At 41.5% G+C, this 16,954-nt stretch carries 19 protein-coding genes; 9 read left to right on the top strand and 10 right to left on the bottom strand.

The genetic code is table 11. The features are described from left to right. Positions 1-149 precede the first annotated feature (149 nt). Positions 150-1,634 (top strand): PLP-dependent aminotransferase family protein, encoded by a 1,485-nt coding sequence (locus LKX84_RS01365; protein WP_228235271.1) that lies wholly within the window; start codon positions 150-152, stop codon positions 1,632-1,634. Here LKX84_RS01365 and LKX84_RS01360 read toward each other — a convergent pair. The 7 genes from LKX84_RS01360 to LKX84_RS01330 all read right to left on the bottom strand — a co-directional run bounded on the left by LKX84_RS01360 (position 1,623) and on the right by LKX84_RS01330 (position 6,390). Continuing rightward, complete coding sequence (locus LKX84_RS01360) at positions 1,623-2,225, bottom strand: hypothetical protein (RefSeq protein ID WP_228235270.1); 603 nt, start codon at positions 2,223-2,225, stop codon at positions 1,623-1,625. The two genes, LKX84_RS01365 and LKX84_RS01360, sit on opposite strands and share 12 nt — an antisense overlap. 172 nt (positions 2,226-2,397) lie before the next feature. Continuing rightward, entirely contained in the window at positions 2,398-2,673 is a 276-nt protein-coding gene (locus tag LKX84_RS01355; protein ID WP_228235268.1) for an ATP-dependent Clp protease adaptor ClpS, read from the bottom strand. Positions 2,674-2,695: 22 nt separating this feature from the next. Then, on the bottom strand, positions 2,696-3,529 hold the full coding sequence (prmA, locus tag LKX84_RS01350; RefSeq protein WP_228235266.1) for a 50S ribosomal protein L11 methyltransferase: 834 nt from the start codon (positions 3,527-3,529) through the stop codon (positions 2,696-2,698). Between the two features lie 8 nt (positions 3,530-3,537). Continuing rightward, positions 3,538-4,287, bottom strand: coding sequence for a triose-phosphate isomerase (gene tpiA / locus LKX84_RS01345; protein WP_228235264.1), 750 nt, complete (start codon positions 4,285-4,287; stop codon positions 3,538-3,540). Positions 4,288-4,322: 35 nt separating this feature from the next. Continuing rightward, positions 4,323-4,718 carry a four helix bundle protein gene (locus LKX84_RS01340; protein ID WP_228235262.1) on the bottom strand — a complete coding sequence of 132 codons (396 nt, stop codon included), beginning with the start codon at positions 4,716-4,718 and terminating at the stop codon, positions 4,323-4,325. Positions 4,719-4,756: 38 nt separating this feature from the next. Then, a complete protein-coding gene (locus LKX84_RS01335; RefSeq protein WP_228235260.1) occupies positions 4,757-5,851 on the bottom strand; it encodes a BT_3928 family protein in 1,095 nt (364 codons plus the stop codon). After that, positions 5,848-6,390: a DUF1599 domain-containing protein gene (locus tag LKX84_RS01330; protein ID WP_228235258.1), complete on the bottom strand. Its 543-nt coding sequence runs from the start codon at positions 6,388-6,390 to the stop codon at positions 5,848-5,850. Before LKX84_RS01330 ends, LKX84_RS01335 begins: the two co-directional genes overlap by 4 nt. Positions 6,391-6,484: 94 nt before the next feature. Between LKX84_RS01330 and folP the strand changes: the two genes are divergently transcribed. The 4 genes from folP (at position 6,485) to LKX84_RS01310 (ending at position 9,690) form a co-directional block, all read left to right on the top strand. Next, positions 6,485-7,318, top strand: a complete 834-nt coding sequence (folP, locus tag LKX84_RS01325) for a dihydropteroate synthase (RefSeq protein ID WP_228235257.1) — start codon at positions 6,485-6,487, stop codon at positions 7,316-7,318. A gap of 44 nt (positions 7,319-7,362) precedes the next feature. After that, the gene (cdaA, locus tag LKX84_RS01320; protein ID WP_228235256.1) at positions 7,363-8,148 is read left to right on the top strand and encodes a diadenylate cyclase CdaA; all 786 of its coding nucleotides are present in this window, start codon (positions 7,363-7,365) and stop codon (positions 8,146-8,148) included. After that, on the top strand, positions 8,148-8,924 hold the full coding sequence (locus tag LKX84_RS01315; protein WP_228235255.1) for a DUF3667 domain-containing protein: 777 nt from the start codon (positions 8,148-8,150) through the stop codon (positions 8,922-8,924). The genes cdaA and LKX84_RS01315 overlap by 1 nt, the downstream gene beginning before the upstream one ends. A 319-nt stretch (positions 8,925-9,243) precedes the next feature. Beyond that, positions 9,244-9,690, top strand: coding sequence for a hypothetical protein (locus LKX84_RS01310; protein WP_228235254.1), 447 nt, complete (start codon positions 9,244-9,246; stop codon positions 9,688-9,690). Between the two features lie 357 nt (positions 9,691-10,047). Here LKX84_RS01310 and LKX84_RS01305 read toward each other — a convergent pair whose 3' ends face one another. Then, on the bottom strand, positions 10,048-11,820 hold the full coding sequence (locus LKX84_RS01305) for an ABC transporter ATP-binding protein (RefSeq protein ID WP_228235252.1): 1,773 nt from the start codon (positions 11,818-11,820) through the stop codon (positions 10,048-10,050). Further along, positions 11,807-12,559, bottom strand: a complete 753-nt coding sequence (gene truA, locus LKX84_RS01300) for a tRNA pseudouridine(38-40) synthase TruA (RefSeq protein WP_228235250.1) — start codon at positions 12,557-12,559, stop codon at positions 11,807-11,809. The genes LKX84_RS01305 and truA overlap by 14 nt, the downstream gene beginning before the upstream one ends. An 88-nt stretch (positions 12,560-12,647) precedes the next feature. Here truA and LKX84_RS01295 point away from each other — a divergent pair, with 88 nt between their 5' ends. After that, positions 12,648-13,142: a metallophosphoesterase family protein gene (locus LKX84_RS01295; RefSeq protein WP_228235248.1), complete on the top strand. Its 495-nt coding sequence runs from the start codon at positions 12,648-12,650 to the stop codon at positions 13,140-13,142. Between the two features lie 67 nt (positions 13,143-13,209). Here the strand turns inward: LKX84_RS01295 and LKX84_RS01290 are convergent, their stop codons facing one another. Continuing rightward, on the bottom strand, positions 13,210-13,620 hold the full coding sequence (locus tag LKX84_RS01290) for a DUF4293 domain-containing protein (RefSeq protein WP_228235246.1): 411 nt from the start codon (positions 13,618-13,620) through the stop codon (positions 13,210-13,212). Between the two features lie 193 nt (positions 13,621-13,813). On the opposite strand from LKX84_RS01290, the gene rho reads away from it, so the two are divergent. From rho to LKX84_RS01275, 3 genes are all read left to right on the top strand, one after another. Next, the gene (gene rho, locus LKX84_RS01285) at positions 13,814-15,439 is read left to right on the top strand and encodes a transcription termination factor Rho (RefSeq protein WP_228235245.1); all 1,626 of its coding nucleotides are present in this window, start codon (positions 13,814-13,816) and stop codon (positions 15,437-15,439) included. A gap of 130 nt (positions 15,440-15,569) precedes the next feature. Further along, positions 15,570-16,229 carry a hypothetical protein gene (locus tag LKX84_RS01280; RefSeq protein ID WP_228235244.1) on the top strand — a complete coding sequence of 220 codons (660 nt, stop codon included), beginning with the start codon at positions 15,570-15,572 and terminating at the stop codon, positions 16,227-16,229. Between the two features lie 3 nt (positions 16,230-16,232). Continuing rightward, positions 16,233-16,925 (top strand): hypothetical protein, encoded by a 693-nt coding sequence (locus tag LKX84_RS01275; RefSeq protein ID WP_228235243.1) that lies wholly within the window; start codon positions 16,233-16,235, stop codon positions 16,923-16,925. Positions 16,926-16,954 lie beyond the last annotated feature (29 nt).

Here is a 16,954-nt window from a genome sequence, read left to right as displayed (position 1 = left end):
ACCGATTATCGGGACAAGTAAAGTTCGGAGTGTAAGATTTGGGATTCTCATAGTGAACTTTATGTTAAAAAACTGAAAATTAAAGGATAAACATCTACCTTCAGCATACCAATCTTATCAGATTTAGCATACCAATTATGCATTTCAACATGAAAGGCCTTCTTATCAGAAATGGCTTTTCCTTGGATGCCAAACCCCAACCTCACATATATTTAAGTCTATACGACGCATTCAAGAGAGCCATTCTTAATCGGTTCTTGGAGCCGGATTCCAAGTTGCCGCCCTCTCGGGTATTGGCCAATGATTTGGGTATTTCCCGTAGCACGGTACTCAAGGCATTCGACCTTTTGTTGGTTGAGCGATACATTACGGCAATAAAAGGATCTGGATACTATGTACTGTGTCCGAAGAACAAAAAATTGAAATTGAAGATTCCTTCTGTTGTGCCAAAAGGAAACTATCCCCAGTTATCCAGCAGAGGAAAGGCTTTTTGTGAAAATGCGCATTGGCCCGGCGAGGATTCCAACAAAGGAGTGGCCTTTAGACCGGGACTTCCTCCTCTCGATATATTTCCCGTGCAGCTTTGGAAAAAACTAATGGATGACTATTGGAAATGCATTACGCCGTCGGAGCTTTCATACAGCAACACCATTGGACTGCAATGCCTTCGGAACAACTTGTCCAACTACCTGAAAATCTATCGGGATATTCAATGTGACCCGGAACAGATCATCGTGACCACGGGATCGCTGCATTCACTTTATCTGGTATCCAACATCCTACTGGAAACTGATGATGAAGTAGTTGTTGAAAACCCCACCTACCCTATGGCGCATGGTCTTTTTAGAAGTTTGGGGGCGAAGATTTGTGCCGGCCGAGTGGACGAGCAAGGGCTTAATTTAAATGGAATAAGCTGTACAAAACCCAAATTTGTTTACACTACTCCTTCCTGTCAGTATCCTACGGGAATAAAAATGAGTATGTCCAGAAGAAAGGAACTATTGAAATGGGCTTCGGAAAAAGAAACCTTCATTATTGAAGATGACTATAACCACGAGTTCAGCAATTGGGAGAAACCATTGGGTTCCCTATTTGGGATGGACCAACAGGAAAGGACCATTTATTTGGGCACTTTTAATAAATTGATCCACCCATCCATGCGCTTGGGTTATATGATTGTTCCGTATTATCTGTTGGATGCGGTAACGGCACTGTACCGTCAATCGAGCAGATTTGTTTCGCGAGAGAACCAGAAAGCCATGAGCCTTTTTATTGAGAGGGATTATTTGAACAAGCATCTGCGTAACGTGATGGAAGTTTCCCAAGAACGAAAGGAAATTTTTGTGGAACATTTTAATAAGAATTTGAGAGCACACTTTGATTTGGACACTTCAAATCCCGGGCTTCATGTCATCGGACATATTAAAGGTGAAATGAAGGATGTGGCTTTGGAAAGGGAATTATTGGACCACAACATCCTTGCCCATGCCTTGAGCAAATATTATGTGCAACCCACTGATCAGAACGGATTGGTCATGGGATTTTGTTCCGTAAACCCCAAACAAATCAAGGATGCACTATTAAAAATAGAAAAAGTGGTCGAAGGATTATTCCAGTCTACATTATCTCGTTAGGGAGTCCAAGGCATGTTCCGCTTGTTGCAATTGGGTTTGCAACCTTTGGTTTTCCTGGATGTATTGTTCCTGCAACTGTTGTATTTTACGTTCAAATTCATCTGCAGGGACATAATCGGGTTCCCAAAGTGTTTCTTTAAAAATGCTTCCCAAGGTGAAGAGAAAACTAATCGCAATGGCCGAAATCAACACGATTAATAATGTTTTTTCCTTTTTTAAACCAGGATTTCCCTTGCCAATGCGTTTTTTTTCAATCTTGGAATTTTTTTTGGGTCCGGAAAGCTGATCTAAAAAAACATCCCACCTTTCCTCTTCCTTAACATACATGTCCATAAAACCGCCATCATCCAAAAAATCCTGGGTAGTATTGGTTGATGCCAATAAGAACATATCCATTCCATTGCCATTCATGACATCAAGCAGACCCGGATCGTATTCCAATATTTCGCGTACCAATTTTTCCACAAACTGCAGATTATAATTTGGTCTCAGGAATTCATCGTAAAGAGACTGAATCTCGAAATAGTCCGTGCGTTCCAAGGCGTATTCCAAAAATCGATCTTTCAGTTCGGCCTTAAAAAACTCGCTCATAAAGGGTTAAAGGAAGGTTTTGGTTGATTGGTTTTCGATTATAAACCAAAGTTAGGTTTCTAACCGATATGTCTCCAAGGGATTATGTAAAGAATTTGTGATTTTTCAGGTTGCAGTCAGATAATCATTGAGAAAATCCCGAAGGGAAAAAATCACGATTTAAATAAACACCTTAAACGATTTCAGCACTTAAACCGGCTTCCAGCAATTGGGTGCACTTGGGTTTAAGATAGGTATACTCCCCAGTTTTAACGGTACACTTTCCATTGTAGTGAACAATTAAGGAACATTGTTCCGCTTGTTCGGGCGTATGCTCACAAACACTTATCAAGGTTTCGATAACGTGGTCAAAAGTGTTCACATTGTCATTGAAAAGTACGATCTCGTTCAGGTTTTCGGTCTCTTCCTCTAGAAGGACATCTTCCAGTTCTTTTTCTCTAGTGCCCATGTTTGGTGGAGTTTATCTCTTTCTAATTTACATATTTTGCTGATATCCAGTTGTTCTTCTCCAGTTTTTTTTCAAATTCCAAACCATGGGCGGCACATTTTGCAGAAATGGCATCCAAATCCTGTAAATAAAAGCCACTTAGAAATAAAGCACCTCCTTTGTTGAGACAATTTGCATAAACAGGGATGTCGTCCAGCAAGATATTGCGATTGATATTGGCCAAAATAACATCGTATTTTCTACCTACCAACACATCACTAATGCCTTGTTCCACATGAATGGAAGCACAGTCGTTGCGTTCAATGTTCTCTTGGGAATTGATCACGCACCACTCATCAATATCGATGGCCTCAACGGGAGTTGCCCCTTTCTTCATGGCCAAAATGGCCAATACACCCGTTCCACAACCCATATCCAAGACGGATTTCCCTTCAAAATCATGATCTAAAATATGTTGGAGCATCATATGGGTCGTTTCGTGATGGCCCGTTCCGAAACTCATTTTGGGTTCGATCACAATATCGTATTCCACATCAATAGGGTCGTGGAAAGGGGCACGAACCATACAGCGGCCCCCAACCTGTATCGGATGGAAATTTTTCTCCCATTCCGCGTTCCAGTTCTGCTGTTCGATCTCGGTGCTGGTCCATGAAATTTCAAAATCAGGGTGCTGCATGGCAAACAGGTCATCCAGCTTCCCTTCCTTCCATTCATCCTTTAAGATATAGGCCAAAAGCCCCTCTTCGGTTTCAACAAAACTTTCAAAACCGGCATCCCCCAGTTCAGCGATCAATATATCGGTCGCCGGTTGCAGGGGGGTAATCTTAAAATTATATTCCAGATAAACTATGGCCATACTTGTACTTAAATGGCAGCGATAATGGCCACAAAATCGGAAGCTACCAAAGAAGCTCCACCGATCAACCCACCATCCACATCTGGCTTGGAGAAAATTTCGGCAGCGTTGCTAGGTTTAACGCTTCCACCGTACAAAATGGACACAGCATCCGCAACTGATGCGTTGTAGGCATCGGCAATAGTTTTACGAATAAAAGCGTGCATTTCCTGCGCTTGCTCTGGAGAAGCGGTTTCACCCGTTCCGATGGCCCAGACCGGTTCGTAGGCCAAAATGATGCTTTTCCAAGCACTGGCATCCAAATCGAATAAGGCATTTTTCAATTGGCTTTCCACTACTGAAAAATGGTTTCCGGATTTTCTATCTTCCAACTCCTCACCGAAGCAGAAAATGGTTTTTAGACCTTTTTCCACGGCGGTCTTTACTTTTTTGGCCAATAGGGCATCGTCCTCACCAAAATAGGCCCTACGCTCACTGTGACCTAAAATAACAATGTCCACTCCTAAGCCTAGTAGCATATCGGCTGAAATTTCTCCGGTGTAAGCTCCACTTTCAGCAAAGTGCATGTTTTGGGCGGCTACTTGCATAGTTGAACTTTGAAGTGAATTTACGGCTGCCTGTAGGTTTACAAAGGTCGGTGCAACGATTACATCGGCAGTACTATCTGGCAACATGGCCGAAAGTTCGGATAGCAATGCTTCCGTTTCTTGAAGGTTCTTGTTCATCTTCCAGTTTCCTGCCACTATTTTTGTTCTCATGTGTTCTGTTTTTATGTTTTACTGTTTGGTGTTTATTATTTGCTGTTGAATTTCTGACCTTTAATATTCGAGTTTCTAAGATAATACATGAATGCACCAATCTTATTTTCACAATGTTCTGTCATATTTGACGCAGTATTAAAATCGTCTTCGGATATCAATTTTTTATCCATCGAACGATAAAATTGGGACTTTAATTCAGTGCATGATCCTTTGGAAAAACTCAAAAAATTATGGGATTCTTTATTCCCGCCTCTACCAAAGCCTTCAGCTATATTGTCCATTATCGAACCTGAACTTCTTTCCATTTGATTTCTTAGGGCAAGGTTATTTCCCAATGGGGTAGTTTGAAAAAGTTGCTCAACGAACTGACACAATTCCCTTGAAATCTTCCAGACTTCCAAATCCTCAAATCTGTCTATCCTACCCATGCTTTGTCAAACCTTTTTAAACGGAAAAACAACAAACACTATAACTCAACATCTTCAATATCGTTATAATGTACCTTTTGTTTAATCGTGCCTCGGTTCAGCACCAAAATGGCCGGATTGGAACGCACAATGGTCTTTAAGGTCGTCTCATCAGTAAAATAAAAGTCAAAGTCTAAACCGTATTTCGACTTAATGGTATTGGCCATTTCATCACTTGAGGCGGACATGCCGATCACTTTATATCCCTTCTCCTTTGCATTTTTGGCAACTTTCGCTACTTCGGAAAAAGCATCGTAATTGCTTTTGGCCAAATCGTAGGCAATTACCATGACCAGTTTATCTTCATCCAGCAATTCTGCAGCATAATCTTGTCCTTCCTTTTCAATGGTGAAATCATGGATAGGTGGCTCGTATCCTTTTTGAAGCTCCGTGGTTTCCACATCGATGAATTCGCCATCCACTGATGGGTAATCCCCATTGGTAATCACAATTTTTTCTTCGCCATTGACTTTAAATCGCCAAGCGTATTCGTAAAGGGCCTGCGGAGCACCTTCAGGCACCGACATGCCTTCTTGAATGTTTGCCCCAATTTTATACGGTCTAAAATCCACGGATGGCAGGTGGTTCAACACATGGTTGGCGAACAGGGCACAGGCCACCAAGGCAACGCCACCAACAATCCAATTGGCTTTTGGATTCAACAATGGCTGAATATATTTTCTTCCGAAGAACAAAACCAGAATCAACACCAAAAGAATCACATCCTTTGTGAACGATTCCCACGGTGTCAGTTTTACGGCATCGCCAAAGCAACCACAATCGGTCACCTTGTTGAAATACGCCGAATAAAAGGTCAGGAATGTGAAGAAAACGATCATGAGCAACAAGCTCCAAACGGTAAACTTGGGCTTAAACCCGATAAGCAACAATATGCCCAAAAGCACCTCAACAATGACCAAAACCACTGAAATGCTTAAAGCCAATGGCGTTAAAAAGGGAAGGTCCAACACTCCGGGACTAAAATATTCCTCCAGTTTGAACGAGAACCCCATGGGATCATTCAATTTGATCAAACCACTGATGATAAAGAGCACCCCAACGATGACCCTTGAAATCCAAACTAGATATTTCATTTTTCTTCGCTTAAATGAATTAGGGCAAACACGGCATAATTGACCATATCCTGATAATTGGCATCCACGCCCTCACTCACCAGGGTAGCCCCCTGGTTGTTTTCTATTTGCTTTACACGCAGCACTTTTTGCAGGATCAGATCGGTCAAGGAACTTACCCGCATATCGCGCCAAGCTTCCCCATAATCATGGTTTTTGTCTTCCATCAATTTTTTGGTAAGGGCAACTTCTTCATTGTACAGGGCAATGGCCTCCTCAGCAGTAAGGTCAGGTTGTTCCACTACCCCTTTTTTAATCTGGATCAAGGCCATGATGGCGTAATTGATGATTCCGATAAACTCGGGTTGCTCCCCTTCATCCACCTTTCTCACAGCATTTTGTTGCAAGCTTCGGATGCGTTGCGCCTTTATGAAAATTTGGTCGGTCAACGATGGAAGCCTCAATATCCGCCAAGCGGTCCCGTAATCTTGTGCTTTTTTCGAAAACAATTCCCGGCAGGTTTGGATTACCGCATCGTATTGTTGGGAAGTCTGCTGCATGTATTGTTGCTAATTTGCGTAAATTTCGTCCAATTGAATGTGCTTGCATGCACATTGCCAAAGATAATGAAACCCAACAAAGCAGGTATTTTTTATGACCATAAACTGCAAAGGTGATTTGATCGACCTGACCACGCCCAAGGTGATGGGTATTTTGAACCTTACCCCGGATTCTTTTTTTGATGGCGGATCATATAGGGACGAAAGCTCCATTTTGAACAGGGTCGAAACCATGTTGAAGGACGGTGCTACCTTTATTGATATGGGTGCCTACAGTTCGCGGCCCGGGGCGGAACATGTTCCGGAGGAGGAAGAATTGAAACGGATGATTCCCATTGTGGAACTCATCTTGAAACATTTTCCCGGAACCCTCATTTCCATAGATACCTTCCGAAGTAAGGTTGCTGAGGAAAGTATTGTCCATGGAGCGGCTATTATCAATGACATATCCGCTGGAAATTTGGACCCGCAAATGTTCGCAACGGTTGCCAAACATCAAGTTCCCTACATCATGATGCATATGAAGGGAACACCACAATCCATGCAAAAAGAAGCCGTTTACGACGACTTGATCAAAGACTTGCGTTACTACTTTTCTGAAAAAATTGAACAAACCACCCAACTAAAAATCAATGACGTGATCATTGATCCAGGGTTTGGGTTTGCCAAGACTACGGAACAGAATTACACCTTATTGAATCATCTGGACTTGTTCCAAACCTTTGGCTTGCCCATTTTAATTGGTTTGAGCCGGAAATCCATGATCTATAAAATATTGGGTTCCACACCCCAAGAGGCTTTGAACGGCACCACGGCCCTGCATACCATAGCCCTGTTAAAAGGTGCCAATATTATTAGGGCCCATGATGTAATGGAAGCTGTGGAATGTGTTAAACTTGTGGAAGCATTGAAAGCGAATGCCCTCTGATTTTTTGTTCTCCTAATTTTGCTATTTTTACAAAAACACCGCGGTTGGATTTTCTAAATTTTCTCGAGTTCAAGATTACCGACATCATCGACATTGTCCTTGTGGCCGCATTGCTTTATTACATTTACAAGCTGGTCAAAGGTACCGTCGCCATCAATATTTTTATCGGGATCGTGATTGTTTGGGCACTGTGGAAACTTACCGAACTCCTCCAGATGAAAATGATCAGCAGTATGGTGGGCGGGTTCATGAACATTGGGTTGATTGCCCTGATCATTGTTTTTCAACAGGAGATTCGGAAATTCCTTTTGATGATCGGTTCCACCAATTTTGCCACCAAGCGCAGTTTCCTTAAACATTTCAAATTTTTACGGCAAGAAGCCATTTCTACCACTACCGATGTGGATGCCATCATAGCAGCATGCGAACGAATGGGCTCAACGAAGACTGGCGCCATAATCGTGATAGAACGGAACAATTCCCTCGACTTTGTGAAATCAACAGGTGACACTATGAACATTCAGGTAACCCAACCGATTTTGGAGAGTATCTTCTTTAAAAACAGCCCTTTACACGATGGAGCCATCGTGGTCCAAGATAATTTCATAACTGCTACGAGGGTGATTTTACCCGTTTCCAACGATCGGAACATTCCGCTTCGGTTTGGATTGAGGCACAGGGCCGCCGTAGGTATTACGGAAAAAACGGATGCCCTTTGTTTGGTGGTCAGTGAAGAAACAGGTGCCATATCCTTCATTAAAAATGGGGAGTTTGTTCCTTTTAAAGGAACCGAGGAACTTGCCAGACTCATTAAAAAAGATTTGGAGTAATGAGGTGCAAAAACTGCGAAGGAACCTTAAGGACAGATTATATGTATTGTCCCAGTTGCGGTGGAAAAGTAATTCACAACAGGATTACGGTCAAAAACCTGTGGCACGATATCTTGGATCGGTATTTCAATTTGGATAATACCTTCCTGAGAACCTTTGTTCATCTTTTTACCAAACCTGAAGTAGTTATTGAAGGCTATCTCCACGGTCAAAGAAAAAAATATCTGAACCCTATCAGTTATTTGGGAATAGCACTTACCCTATCCGGACTTATCGTTTTTCTGATGACCAGATCTTTGGGAGACATGGATTTTGATGTTTTCAATACTGGCGTTCAAACGGTCTATCAAGAAAAATTGATGGATTTTGTTCTGGATTATCAATCCCTCCTTTTCATCTTTTATATTCCGGTTATGGCTGTTGCGGGTTGGTTGTGCTTTGATCAGAAAAAATACAATTTTGCCGAAAGGACCACTATTTTCATGTACACCTTGGCACATTTCAGCCTATTTACTTTTATCCCGTCAATATTAATTCTGGCCTTTGCTCCAAGTTTTTATTTGGGCTTTTCAATTATTGGATCACTATCCATGGTAGTTTATTCTGGTTACGTAGTTGCAAGGATTTCCTCTTCAACAGGAATGGCGTTGGCCGCAAGAATCCTATTGTTTTTCTTTTTATTGGGAATTTTATACTTCTTGGTTACCGCCTTGATTCCAGTAATCCTTTTACTTACAGGTCAAATTACTTTGGAAGATATTGCGCCCAAAAAATAACTACGCCACCTCTTCCGCCAAGAATTGGGCAGTATAGAGAACCTCCTTTTTTAAGTAGTTCTTGGTCCGCTCCTTCCATACAATGCCTACTTAAACAAGACTTTTGGCCCATATTGTGGCGGGCCCCATACCGAAAAGACAAAAAAAATTACACTTATAGCGTCCATTTCCTTTTATAACTTCAAAATTGGCATTTGTCAACTCAAAATAGCCATCTATAAACTAAACTAATGCATCCATAAATTTGGCCACTTTTTTTGATTGAAAAATCTCACTTTAAAGGTTGGTAAATCAATTTTTTAACAAAAAACCTATCTTTATGGAAACGAAATTCAAACATTTGCTGCTAGTAACAGGAGTTACTATTGCTACAATTATCTCATGTTCGGAACAAGATGATGGGCAGTTTATTAATGATTCATCAACTACCCTACAGACAGAAATTATTGACATTCCTAATTTCGAGAATCCTGAAACAATGTGGGAAGAATCCAATCGAGAACTGTACAACAAAGCTTATAACAAATTCATGGAACATGTTTATTTAGAAGATGGTCTATATAAACATAACATCCGCTCAGGAAAGGAAATAGGAGTTGCAGAACCAATCTATGACTACATAAAAGAAAACCTGCAGACAATCAATAGTCAAGTTGAGAAAGGTGAAGCTGTCCTGATGGAAGAGCAAGGGGAAATTCTATATGCAAGAAGAAAGCTTCTTTTTGGCCAAATATATGGTTCCTTCGAGATTCTTACCAAAATATGAGCTCTTCAGAATTTATAAAGAAATTTACCAAGACCAAGAAGCTAGCATCAATATCGCCAAAGAAATTGACCAGACCCCTATTAAAGTTAAGACTGATTATACTATATCCGTTAAATCGGAAGTTCGAAAATTTTTAAAAGAACATAAAAACAACGAAATAAAAAAATGAAATTCAGCAAAGCAGGATTTGGGATTGGAATTATTTAAACAATGTTTGCTTAAGTGTGAGTTAATTTACCCGACACATATTGTTTTACCTTTTGGTGGGGATTCTTTACTTTATGCTATCCGCCCTGGTCCGATACTCATATTGCTCACCGGGCCATCTCTTTGGAAGATTTTGCACCCAAAAAATAACTAAGCCACCTCTTCCGCCAAGAATTGGGCAGTATATAGGTCGTTGTAATAACCGCCTTTTTTGAGGAGTTCCTTGTGTGTTCCCACTTCAATGATCTTGCCTTCATCCATCACAATGATCTTGTCCGCTTTTTTAATCGTTGCCAATCGGTGCGCAATGATGATGGAAGTTCTACCTTCTGTAATCTTATCGGTTGCCTGTTGGATCAATAGCTCGGAATAGGTATCCACAGAGGACGTAGCCTCATCCAAGATCAAAATACTGGGGTTGCTCACATACGCCCTCAAGAAAGCGATCAACTGTCGCTGTCCACTGGAAAGCATGGTGCCACGCTCTTTCACATTGTATTGATAGCCCCCAGGCAGACTGGATATGAACTCATGTACCCCAATCTGTTTGGCGGCGGCTTCAATTTGTTCCGTGGTTATGGATTCATCCCGAAGGGAAATGTTGTGCGCAATGGTGTCCGCAAAAAGGAACACATCCTGAAGTACAATGGCGATATGGGAACGTAACGAACGCAAGGTATACTCTTTAATATCGATGCCATCCACCAAAATATGCCCTGAATCGATTTCATAAAAACGATTGAGCAAGTTGATGATGGTTGATTTTCCGGCACCAGTGGCACCCACAATGGCAACCGTCTCCCCTGCTTTTACCTGGAAGGAAATACCGTGCAACACTTCTTCATCCTTCACATAACTGAAACGCACATCTTTAAAATCGATATCGCCCAACACATCTTTTTTCTCCAAACTACCTTCGTCGGCAATGTGGCTATCGGTATCCAATATTTTGAAAACCCGACCTGCGGCAACCATTCCCATTTGAAGGGTATTGAACTTATCCGCAATCTGTCGCAACGGACGGAACAAAAGATCCATCAGGAAAAAGAAGGCCACGATAGCACCTTTGTTGTCCAAGCTTACGTTTTGAATATTCTGTACCACTCCAAAATACACCACCAAACCTATACCAATGGAGTTGGAGATTTCCGCAACTGGGAAGAAAATGGAGTTGTACCAAACTGTTTTTAACCAAGCGTTCTGATGTTTTTCGTTGATGACCCTGAACTTTTCCTTTTCAATTTCTTCACGGTTGAACAACTGCACGATCTTCATCCCTGCGATACGTTCCTGAACAAATGAGTTAAGATTGGCCACTTGGGACCGCACCTCGATAAAGGCAACCTTCATGGCCTGTTGAAAGAGTCGGGTGGCAATCAAAATTACAGGAAGAATAGCAAATACGATCAAGGCCAATTTCCAGTTGATGGCCAGCATAATAATGGCCGCCGAGATCATTTTGAGCACATCGGCAACGATCATAAAAAATCCTTGGCTGAAAATTTCCCCGATACGTTGCATATCGGCCACCGCACGGGTAACCAAAACCCCAATGGAGGAATTGTCGAAATAAGTCATCTTAAAGCTGGTCATCTTTTCGAACAGGCGAATACGAATATCTCGGATCACCGATTCTCCCAAAAGGTTCGCATAGTAATTGAACAACAATTGGGTGATCACCTGGCCCAACAAGAAAATCAGCATCCACATGACAGCAGTGAACAATTGCTGAGCGTCCTTGCTTTCCAAAGAATCATTGATGATGTCCTTCACCAAAATTGGAATACCGATGGCGAACGCTGCGGACAAAATGGCCACGATTGCCACCAACCAAAATATGCCCCTGTAGGGTTTGGTGTGTGCAAAAACCCGTTTGAACAACCTAAAGTCGAACGCTTTACCTACTTCATCAGTTTTGCTCATTAAATAGCTCTTTTGGATATAAAACCTTTGTCAAATATAAACCTTTTGCAGGGACCGAAACTCCCGCTTCACTCCTATCCCTACTTTCGATCACCGAATGGATATCTTCTGGTTGCATCTTGCCCAACCCAACTTCCAATAAGGTACCGACCACAGCGCGTACCATATTTCGCAAAAAACGATCTGCGGTGATGGTGAACACCCAAATGTCACCCCGATCTTCCCAAAATGCCTTTCGAACATCACAGGTATAGGTTTTCACATCGGTATTGGATTTGGAAAAACTTTCAAAATCCTTGTGGTCCAATAACAGTTGCGCTGCCGTATTCATGGCTTCCATATCCAAAGGATATTTCACCAAATGGGCATGATCCAAATAAAATGGGTTCTTTTCCCGTACCACCCAGTATTCATAAGTTCGCTCATAGGCATCAAACCTTGCATGGGCACTGGGAATCATTTCATACATTTTTTGCACGGCAATATCTTCCGGCAGGAACGAATTCAACCGAAATGCCAATTCCTCAAGATCTCCAATACCAGAGTGGTCAAAATGGGCGTACATTTGTTTGGCATGTACCCCGGCATCCGTTCTTCCTGCTCCTACCACTTCCAATTTTTCCCTCAACAGGGTAGAAAGGGCTTTTTCCAAAACAGCCTGTACCGTTATGGCATTAGGCTGCACCTGCCACCCATGATATGCTTTGCCGAAATAGGAAAATTGGATGAAATATCTCAAAGGAATCCCTTACTTTTAAGTCGATAAAGATAATCCAATCCCTTCCAACATTATTCCAGCCCTATTTTTTTAGCATATTTTTAGCGTTATGACCAAAATTTTGTTGCTTTCCGATACCCACGGATATATGGATGACACCATCCTTAAATATGCTGCACAGGCTGATGAAATATGGCATGCCGGGGATATAGGAAGTCTATCGGTCACCGACCAATTGAAGGCTTTGAAACCTGTCCGGGGTGTGCACGGCAATATCGATGACCATATGATCCAAATGGAATTTCCGGAGAACAACAGATTTTTGTGCGAAGAGGTGGATGTGTGGATCACCCACATTGGCGGTTACCCCCATCGCTACAATGTGCGGATCAGGGAGGAAATCAAAAGGAATCCGCCCAAATTGTTCATTTGTGGCCATTCCCATATTTTAAAGGTGATGTTCGATAAAAAATTGGACTTGCTGCACATGAATCCGGGTGCTTGTGGTAAACAGGGATTCCATCAGGTGCGGACCATGCTCCGTTTTGTAATTCACAGGGACAAGATCACGGATTTGGAAGTGATCGAATTGGGAAAAAGGTAGTTTGCAAAATCAAAAATCCCGACCTAGGCCGGGATTCTTTCGCACTAATACTACTAAGATGTTAGGTTTAACGCAAGCGATCAACAGATTTTACAAGATCTTCATCCTTTTTGATAGCCCTGTTGGCCAGGACCAGAAAAACGATAGAAAATACAGGAATCAGCATCCCAATACCCTTCTCAGAAACCACAGTTTCTCCGGATAGACTTAGCGATCGATAAACGAAAAATCCTAGTAAAAAAAGGTTCAATATCATATTCAATCTGTTCACCACAAATTGATTTTGTCTGTTTTTGTACATCAAAATCGAAACTACCGCCAACACGGCCGAAACGTAAAAAACGATGCTCACCAATACTTCATCCTGGGCATACACGTCCTTTCCTCCCACTTCGACCCACAGATTCAGAAAAAAAGGCAGCACCCCTACCAAAAGGGCCACAACCAGTAAAAAAAACGTCTGAATTCGTTGAATCATTGTGCAAATCGATTTCGAAATGCAAAAATAGATGTCTTTTTGATAATTGTAGCGTTAATCTTCAAAAATTATTCGTATTATTGTCCTGTTATTAGCAAGACACCTACCTAGGAAAACTTTCCTCCAGTAGCACCCAAATAACTTTTACTTCAATATTTTCAGAATTACACAAGTCTAACTTATTCTTTACTTAATGTTCGAGATTTCCGATCTAAAAGCTAAAAAGCTTCCTGAATTGCAAGATATTGCTAAGGATCTAAATGTTCCCAAATTCAAAACCCTCAAAAAACTGGACTTGGTTTACCAAATCCTAGACGTTCAAGCCTCTAACCCAAAGGCAGTTACCGAAACTGTGGTCACTACGGACGCCAAAACAGAATCTAAACCAAAACGCGCGAGAACCCCGCGACCCAATAACGAACAAAAACCGAAAACCGAAAACGCCCCTGAAAAGAGACCGGTGACGGAAAACGTTGAAAAAAAGGAGGATACAAAGGAATTTACTCCTAAAAAAGAAAACAAACAGGGCAATCCCCAAAAGAACCAGAACAATAACAGGAGGACGAACCAAAACCAAAATCCCAACCAGAATCCTAACCAAAACCAGAACAACCACCACGACAAGAAGAACAGTCACCACGACAAGAAGAACAGCAACTTTGACAAAGACCTGAAAAACAGGTACAAAGAGCCTGAATTCGAGTTTGATAGCATCATTGAAAGTGAAGGTGTACTGGACATTATGCAGGATGGTTATGGGTTTCTTAGATCTTCTGACTACAACTATTTATCTTCTCCTGACGATATTTATGTTTCCCAATCCCAGATCCGTTTGTTCGGTCTAAAATCCGGTGATACTGTTTTGGGTAACATCAGACCACCAAAAGAAGGTGAAAAATATTTCCCTTTGATCAAGGTGAACAAAATTAATGGACTTGACCCTCAAGTGGTCAGGGACAGGGTTTCCTTTGAACACTTGACCCCATTGTTCCCTAAGGAAAAATTTAAATTGGCAGAAAAACAGAGTACCATTTCCACTAGGATCATGGACCTGTTCTCCCCAATAGGAAAAGGACAAAGGGGCATGATCGTATCCCAGCCAAAAACGGGTAAGACCATGTTGTTGAAAGATATTGCCAATGCCATTGCGGCCAACCACCCAGAGGTTTACCAGATCATCCTATTGATCGATGAAAGACCTGAAGAAGTTACCGATATGCAGCGAAACGTTCGTGGAGAAGTGGTTGCCTCAACTTTCGACAAAGAAGCTTCCGAACACGTGAAAGTGGCCAACATTGTGTTGGACAAAGCCAAGCGATTGGTGGAATGTGGCCATGATGTGGTGATCCTTTTAGATTCCATCACCCGTTTGGCACGTGCCTACAATACCGTGCAGCCAGCATCTGGCAAAGTATTGAGTGGTGGTGTGGATGCCAATGCGTTGCACAAACCAAAACGTTTCTTCGGTGCGGCCAGGAATATTGAAAATGGAGGATCACTTTCCATCATTGCAACAGCCCTTACCGAAACCGGATCTAAAATGGACGAGGTAATTTTTGAAGAATTCAAGGGTACCGGTAACATGGAACTTCAATTGGATCGTAGGATTTCCAACAGAAGGATTTTCCCTGCCATCGACCTTATTTCTTCCTCTACCAGAAGGGACGATCTTTTGTTGGATGAAAACACCATTCAGCGCATGTGGATCCTTAGAAAATACCTTGCCGATATGAACCCAGTGGAAGCCATGGAATTCATGGAGCAGCGTATTAAACAGACCCGGAACAACGAAGAATTTTTACTGACGATGAACGAGTAGTAAAATTCTAGATATCAATAACTTAAAAACCCTTCAAAATTTCTTGAAGGGTTTTTTATTGACCCATTTTAAAGAAAAGGCATATCTTTAAATCAGTTTCCTCAAAACTGAACTTTTAAATACTTATACCATGAAAAACAACAGAAAAGTTGCTCTTGCTTTTTTAAGCATCTTCTTGCTTTTTTTGGGTGCATGCCAAGAAGGACCCAAAAAGGATGAACCAAGGAATTCCGAACCGCCACAGGAAGAAAAAGTGTCCCCGCCCGAAGGAATTATTTCTTTGGAAGAATCGAAATCCCTGTACGACAATTACACCAAGAACAGGGTGGACATGATCCAACAATATGAGGCGGAACGAAGCCCTGATGAAGCATTCATTCCAGCCCGTTTGACTGCTTTTACCTATGCCGATATCAAACAATACATGGCTTACGTAGAACAGGAAGCCAAAGAAGCGGGTGTGAAAATTGAATCCCTTCGATTCTACTTTGCCAACTATCCAGATCAAGAACGTTTTCCCGATGGAAAGAAGATTGTCCATCCAAGGCAAAATTCTATTTTTGTGGTCCCCACTACAATGATGGATGGGGAAGAATACGGTTTCTATATTGATGCGGACGGCAAGGCAAAGCCGATAAAAAATCTTGTTGGTGAGTCAAGCATTGGATCCATGGACAAAGGAAATACCTCAAAGGCCAGTATGGTTCCTACGTTATTTCAGAAGGATGTTACCAGCTTGAATCTGAACCATGGAAATTCCAACCCCCCACCATTTACTGATTTTCAATAAGGGATGACATTCCAAGAATTTTTAAAACTGCTTTGGAGCCAGTTCTTCATGTTGCTGTACCTAGTAACCTGGATTATATCCGTGTATAGATATAGAAGGTTTTTTGACACCCAACTGAAGTATTTTCCAATGTTGGTCATGTATACCTTTTTTACAGAACTCTTGGGATATTTTATCATGTATAATGATGATTTTCAATTCTTTTCCGACGGAAGATATCAATTGAACAACGTGATCATTTACAACCTTTATCAATTAGTTTTCTTTATTTTTTTCTTTGAGGTCTACAGAAAGACTTTTAAAAATAGGTTTTTAAGAAAATTGACACTGTATTTAACTTTGTTATGTACCGCTTCTTACGTCATTAATGCCATGCTGGTAAATCCACTGATCAATCAGATGACCTATGCCCATATCATTGGGTCGATACTGTTGGTTTTGATCATATTCTTCTATCTCAAGGAAAAAAAATCGGAAACAGACGCACCCTCTTTAAAACACAATCTATTGTTTTGGGTAAGTATCGGGCTCTTAGCTTTTTATGTAACTTTCCCAACCATTTTAATCCTATATAGAATAAAGTTGGATCTACGTTTTCTGGTATACCTTAGACCTGCTTTGGTAACGTCCATTGCCGTAATGTATGGGTTGATCATATTTGGATTGCTCACTGGACAGCGGAAAGCTTTTCGATAGTAAAAAACCACTTAAATATAAACGCCTCC

The sequence above is a fragment of the Allomuricauda sp. M10 genome (assembly GCF_020782875.1).
Classification (GTDB): domain Bacteria; phylum Bacteroidota; class Bacteroidia; order Flavobacteriales; family Flavobacteriaceae; genus Flagellimonas.
Note: the sequence above shows the minus strand (reverse complement) of the source record. Positions and strands in the feature narration are given on the sequence as shown.

Bases quoted from the DNA above. Each gene is read 5' to 3' on its own strand.
- LKX84_RS01280 (WP_228235244.1), top strand. From the start codon at position 15,570: ATGAAAAACAACAGAAAAGTTGCTCTTGCTTTTTTAAGCATCTTCTTG.
- folP (WP_228235257.1), top strand. From the start codon at position 6,485: ATGACCATAAACTGCAAAGGTGATTTGATCGACCTGACCACGCCCAAG.
- LKX84_RS01310 (WP_228235254.1), top strand. From the start codon at position 9,244: ATGGAAACGAAATTCAAACATTTGCTGCTAGTAACAGGAGTTACTATT.
- LKX84_RS01330 (WP_228235258.1), bottom strand. From the start codon at position 6,390: ATGCAGCAGACTTCCCAACAATACGATGCGGTAATCCAAACCTGCCGG.
- LKX84_RS01290 (WP_228235246.1), bottom strand. From the start codon at position 13,620: ATGATTCAACGAATTCAGACGTTTTTTTTACTGGTTGTGGCCCTTTTG.
- LKX84_RS01295 (WP_228235248.1), top strand. From the start codon at position 12,648: ATGACCAAAATTTTGTTGCTTTCCGATACCCACGGATATATGGATGAC.
- LKX84_RS01355 (WP_228235268.1), bottom strand. From the start codon at position 2,673: ATGGGCACTAGAGAAAAAGAACTGGAAGATGTCCTTCTAGAGGAAGAG.
- prmA (WP_228235266.1), bottom strand. From the start codon at position 3,529: ATGGCCATAGTTTATCTGGAATATAATTTTAAGATTACCCCCCTGCAA.
- LKX84_RS01335 (WP_228235260.1), bottom strand. From the start codon at position 5,851: ATGAAATATCTAGTTTGGATTTCAAGGGTCATCGTTGGGGTGCTCTTT.
- LKX84_RS01305 (WP_228235252.1), bottom strand. From the start codon at position 11,820: ATGAGCAAAACTGATGAAGTAGGTAAAGCGTTCGACTTTAGGTTGTTC.
- LKX84_RS01365 (WP_228235271.1), top strand. From the start codon at position 150: ATGAAAGGCCTTCTTATCAGAAATGGCTTTTCCTTGGATGCCAAACCC.
- rho (WP_228235245.1), top strand. From the start codon at position 13,814: ATGTTCGAGATTTCCGATCTAAAAGCTAAAAAGCTTCCTGAATTGCAA.
- tpiA (WP_228235264.1), bottom strand. From the start codon at position 4,287: ATGAGAACAAAAATAGTGGCAGGAAACTGGAAGATGAACAAGAACCTT.
- LKX84_RS01275 (WP_228235243.1), top strand. From the start codon at position 16,233: ATGACATTCCAAGAATTTTTAAAACTGCTTTGGAGCCAGTTCTTCATG.
- LKX84_RS01360 (WP_228235270.1), bottom strand. From the start codon at position 2,225: ATGAGCGAGTTTTTTAAGGCCGAACTGAAAGATCGATTTTTGGAATAC.
- LKX84_RS01340 (WP_228235262.1), bottom strand. From the start codon at position 4,718: ATGGGTAGGATAGACAGATTTGAGGATTTGGAAGTCTGGAAGATTTCA.
- LKX84_RS01315 (WP_228235255.1), top strand. From the start codon at position 8,148: ATGAGGTGCAAAAACTGCGAAGGAACCTTAAGGACAGATTATATGTAT.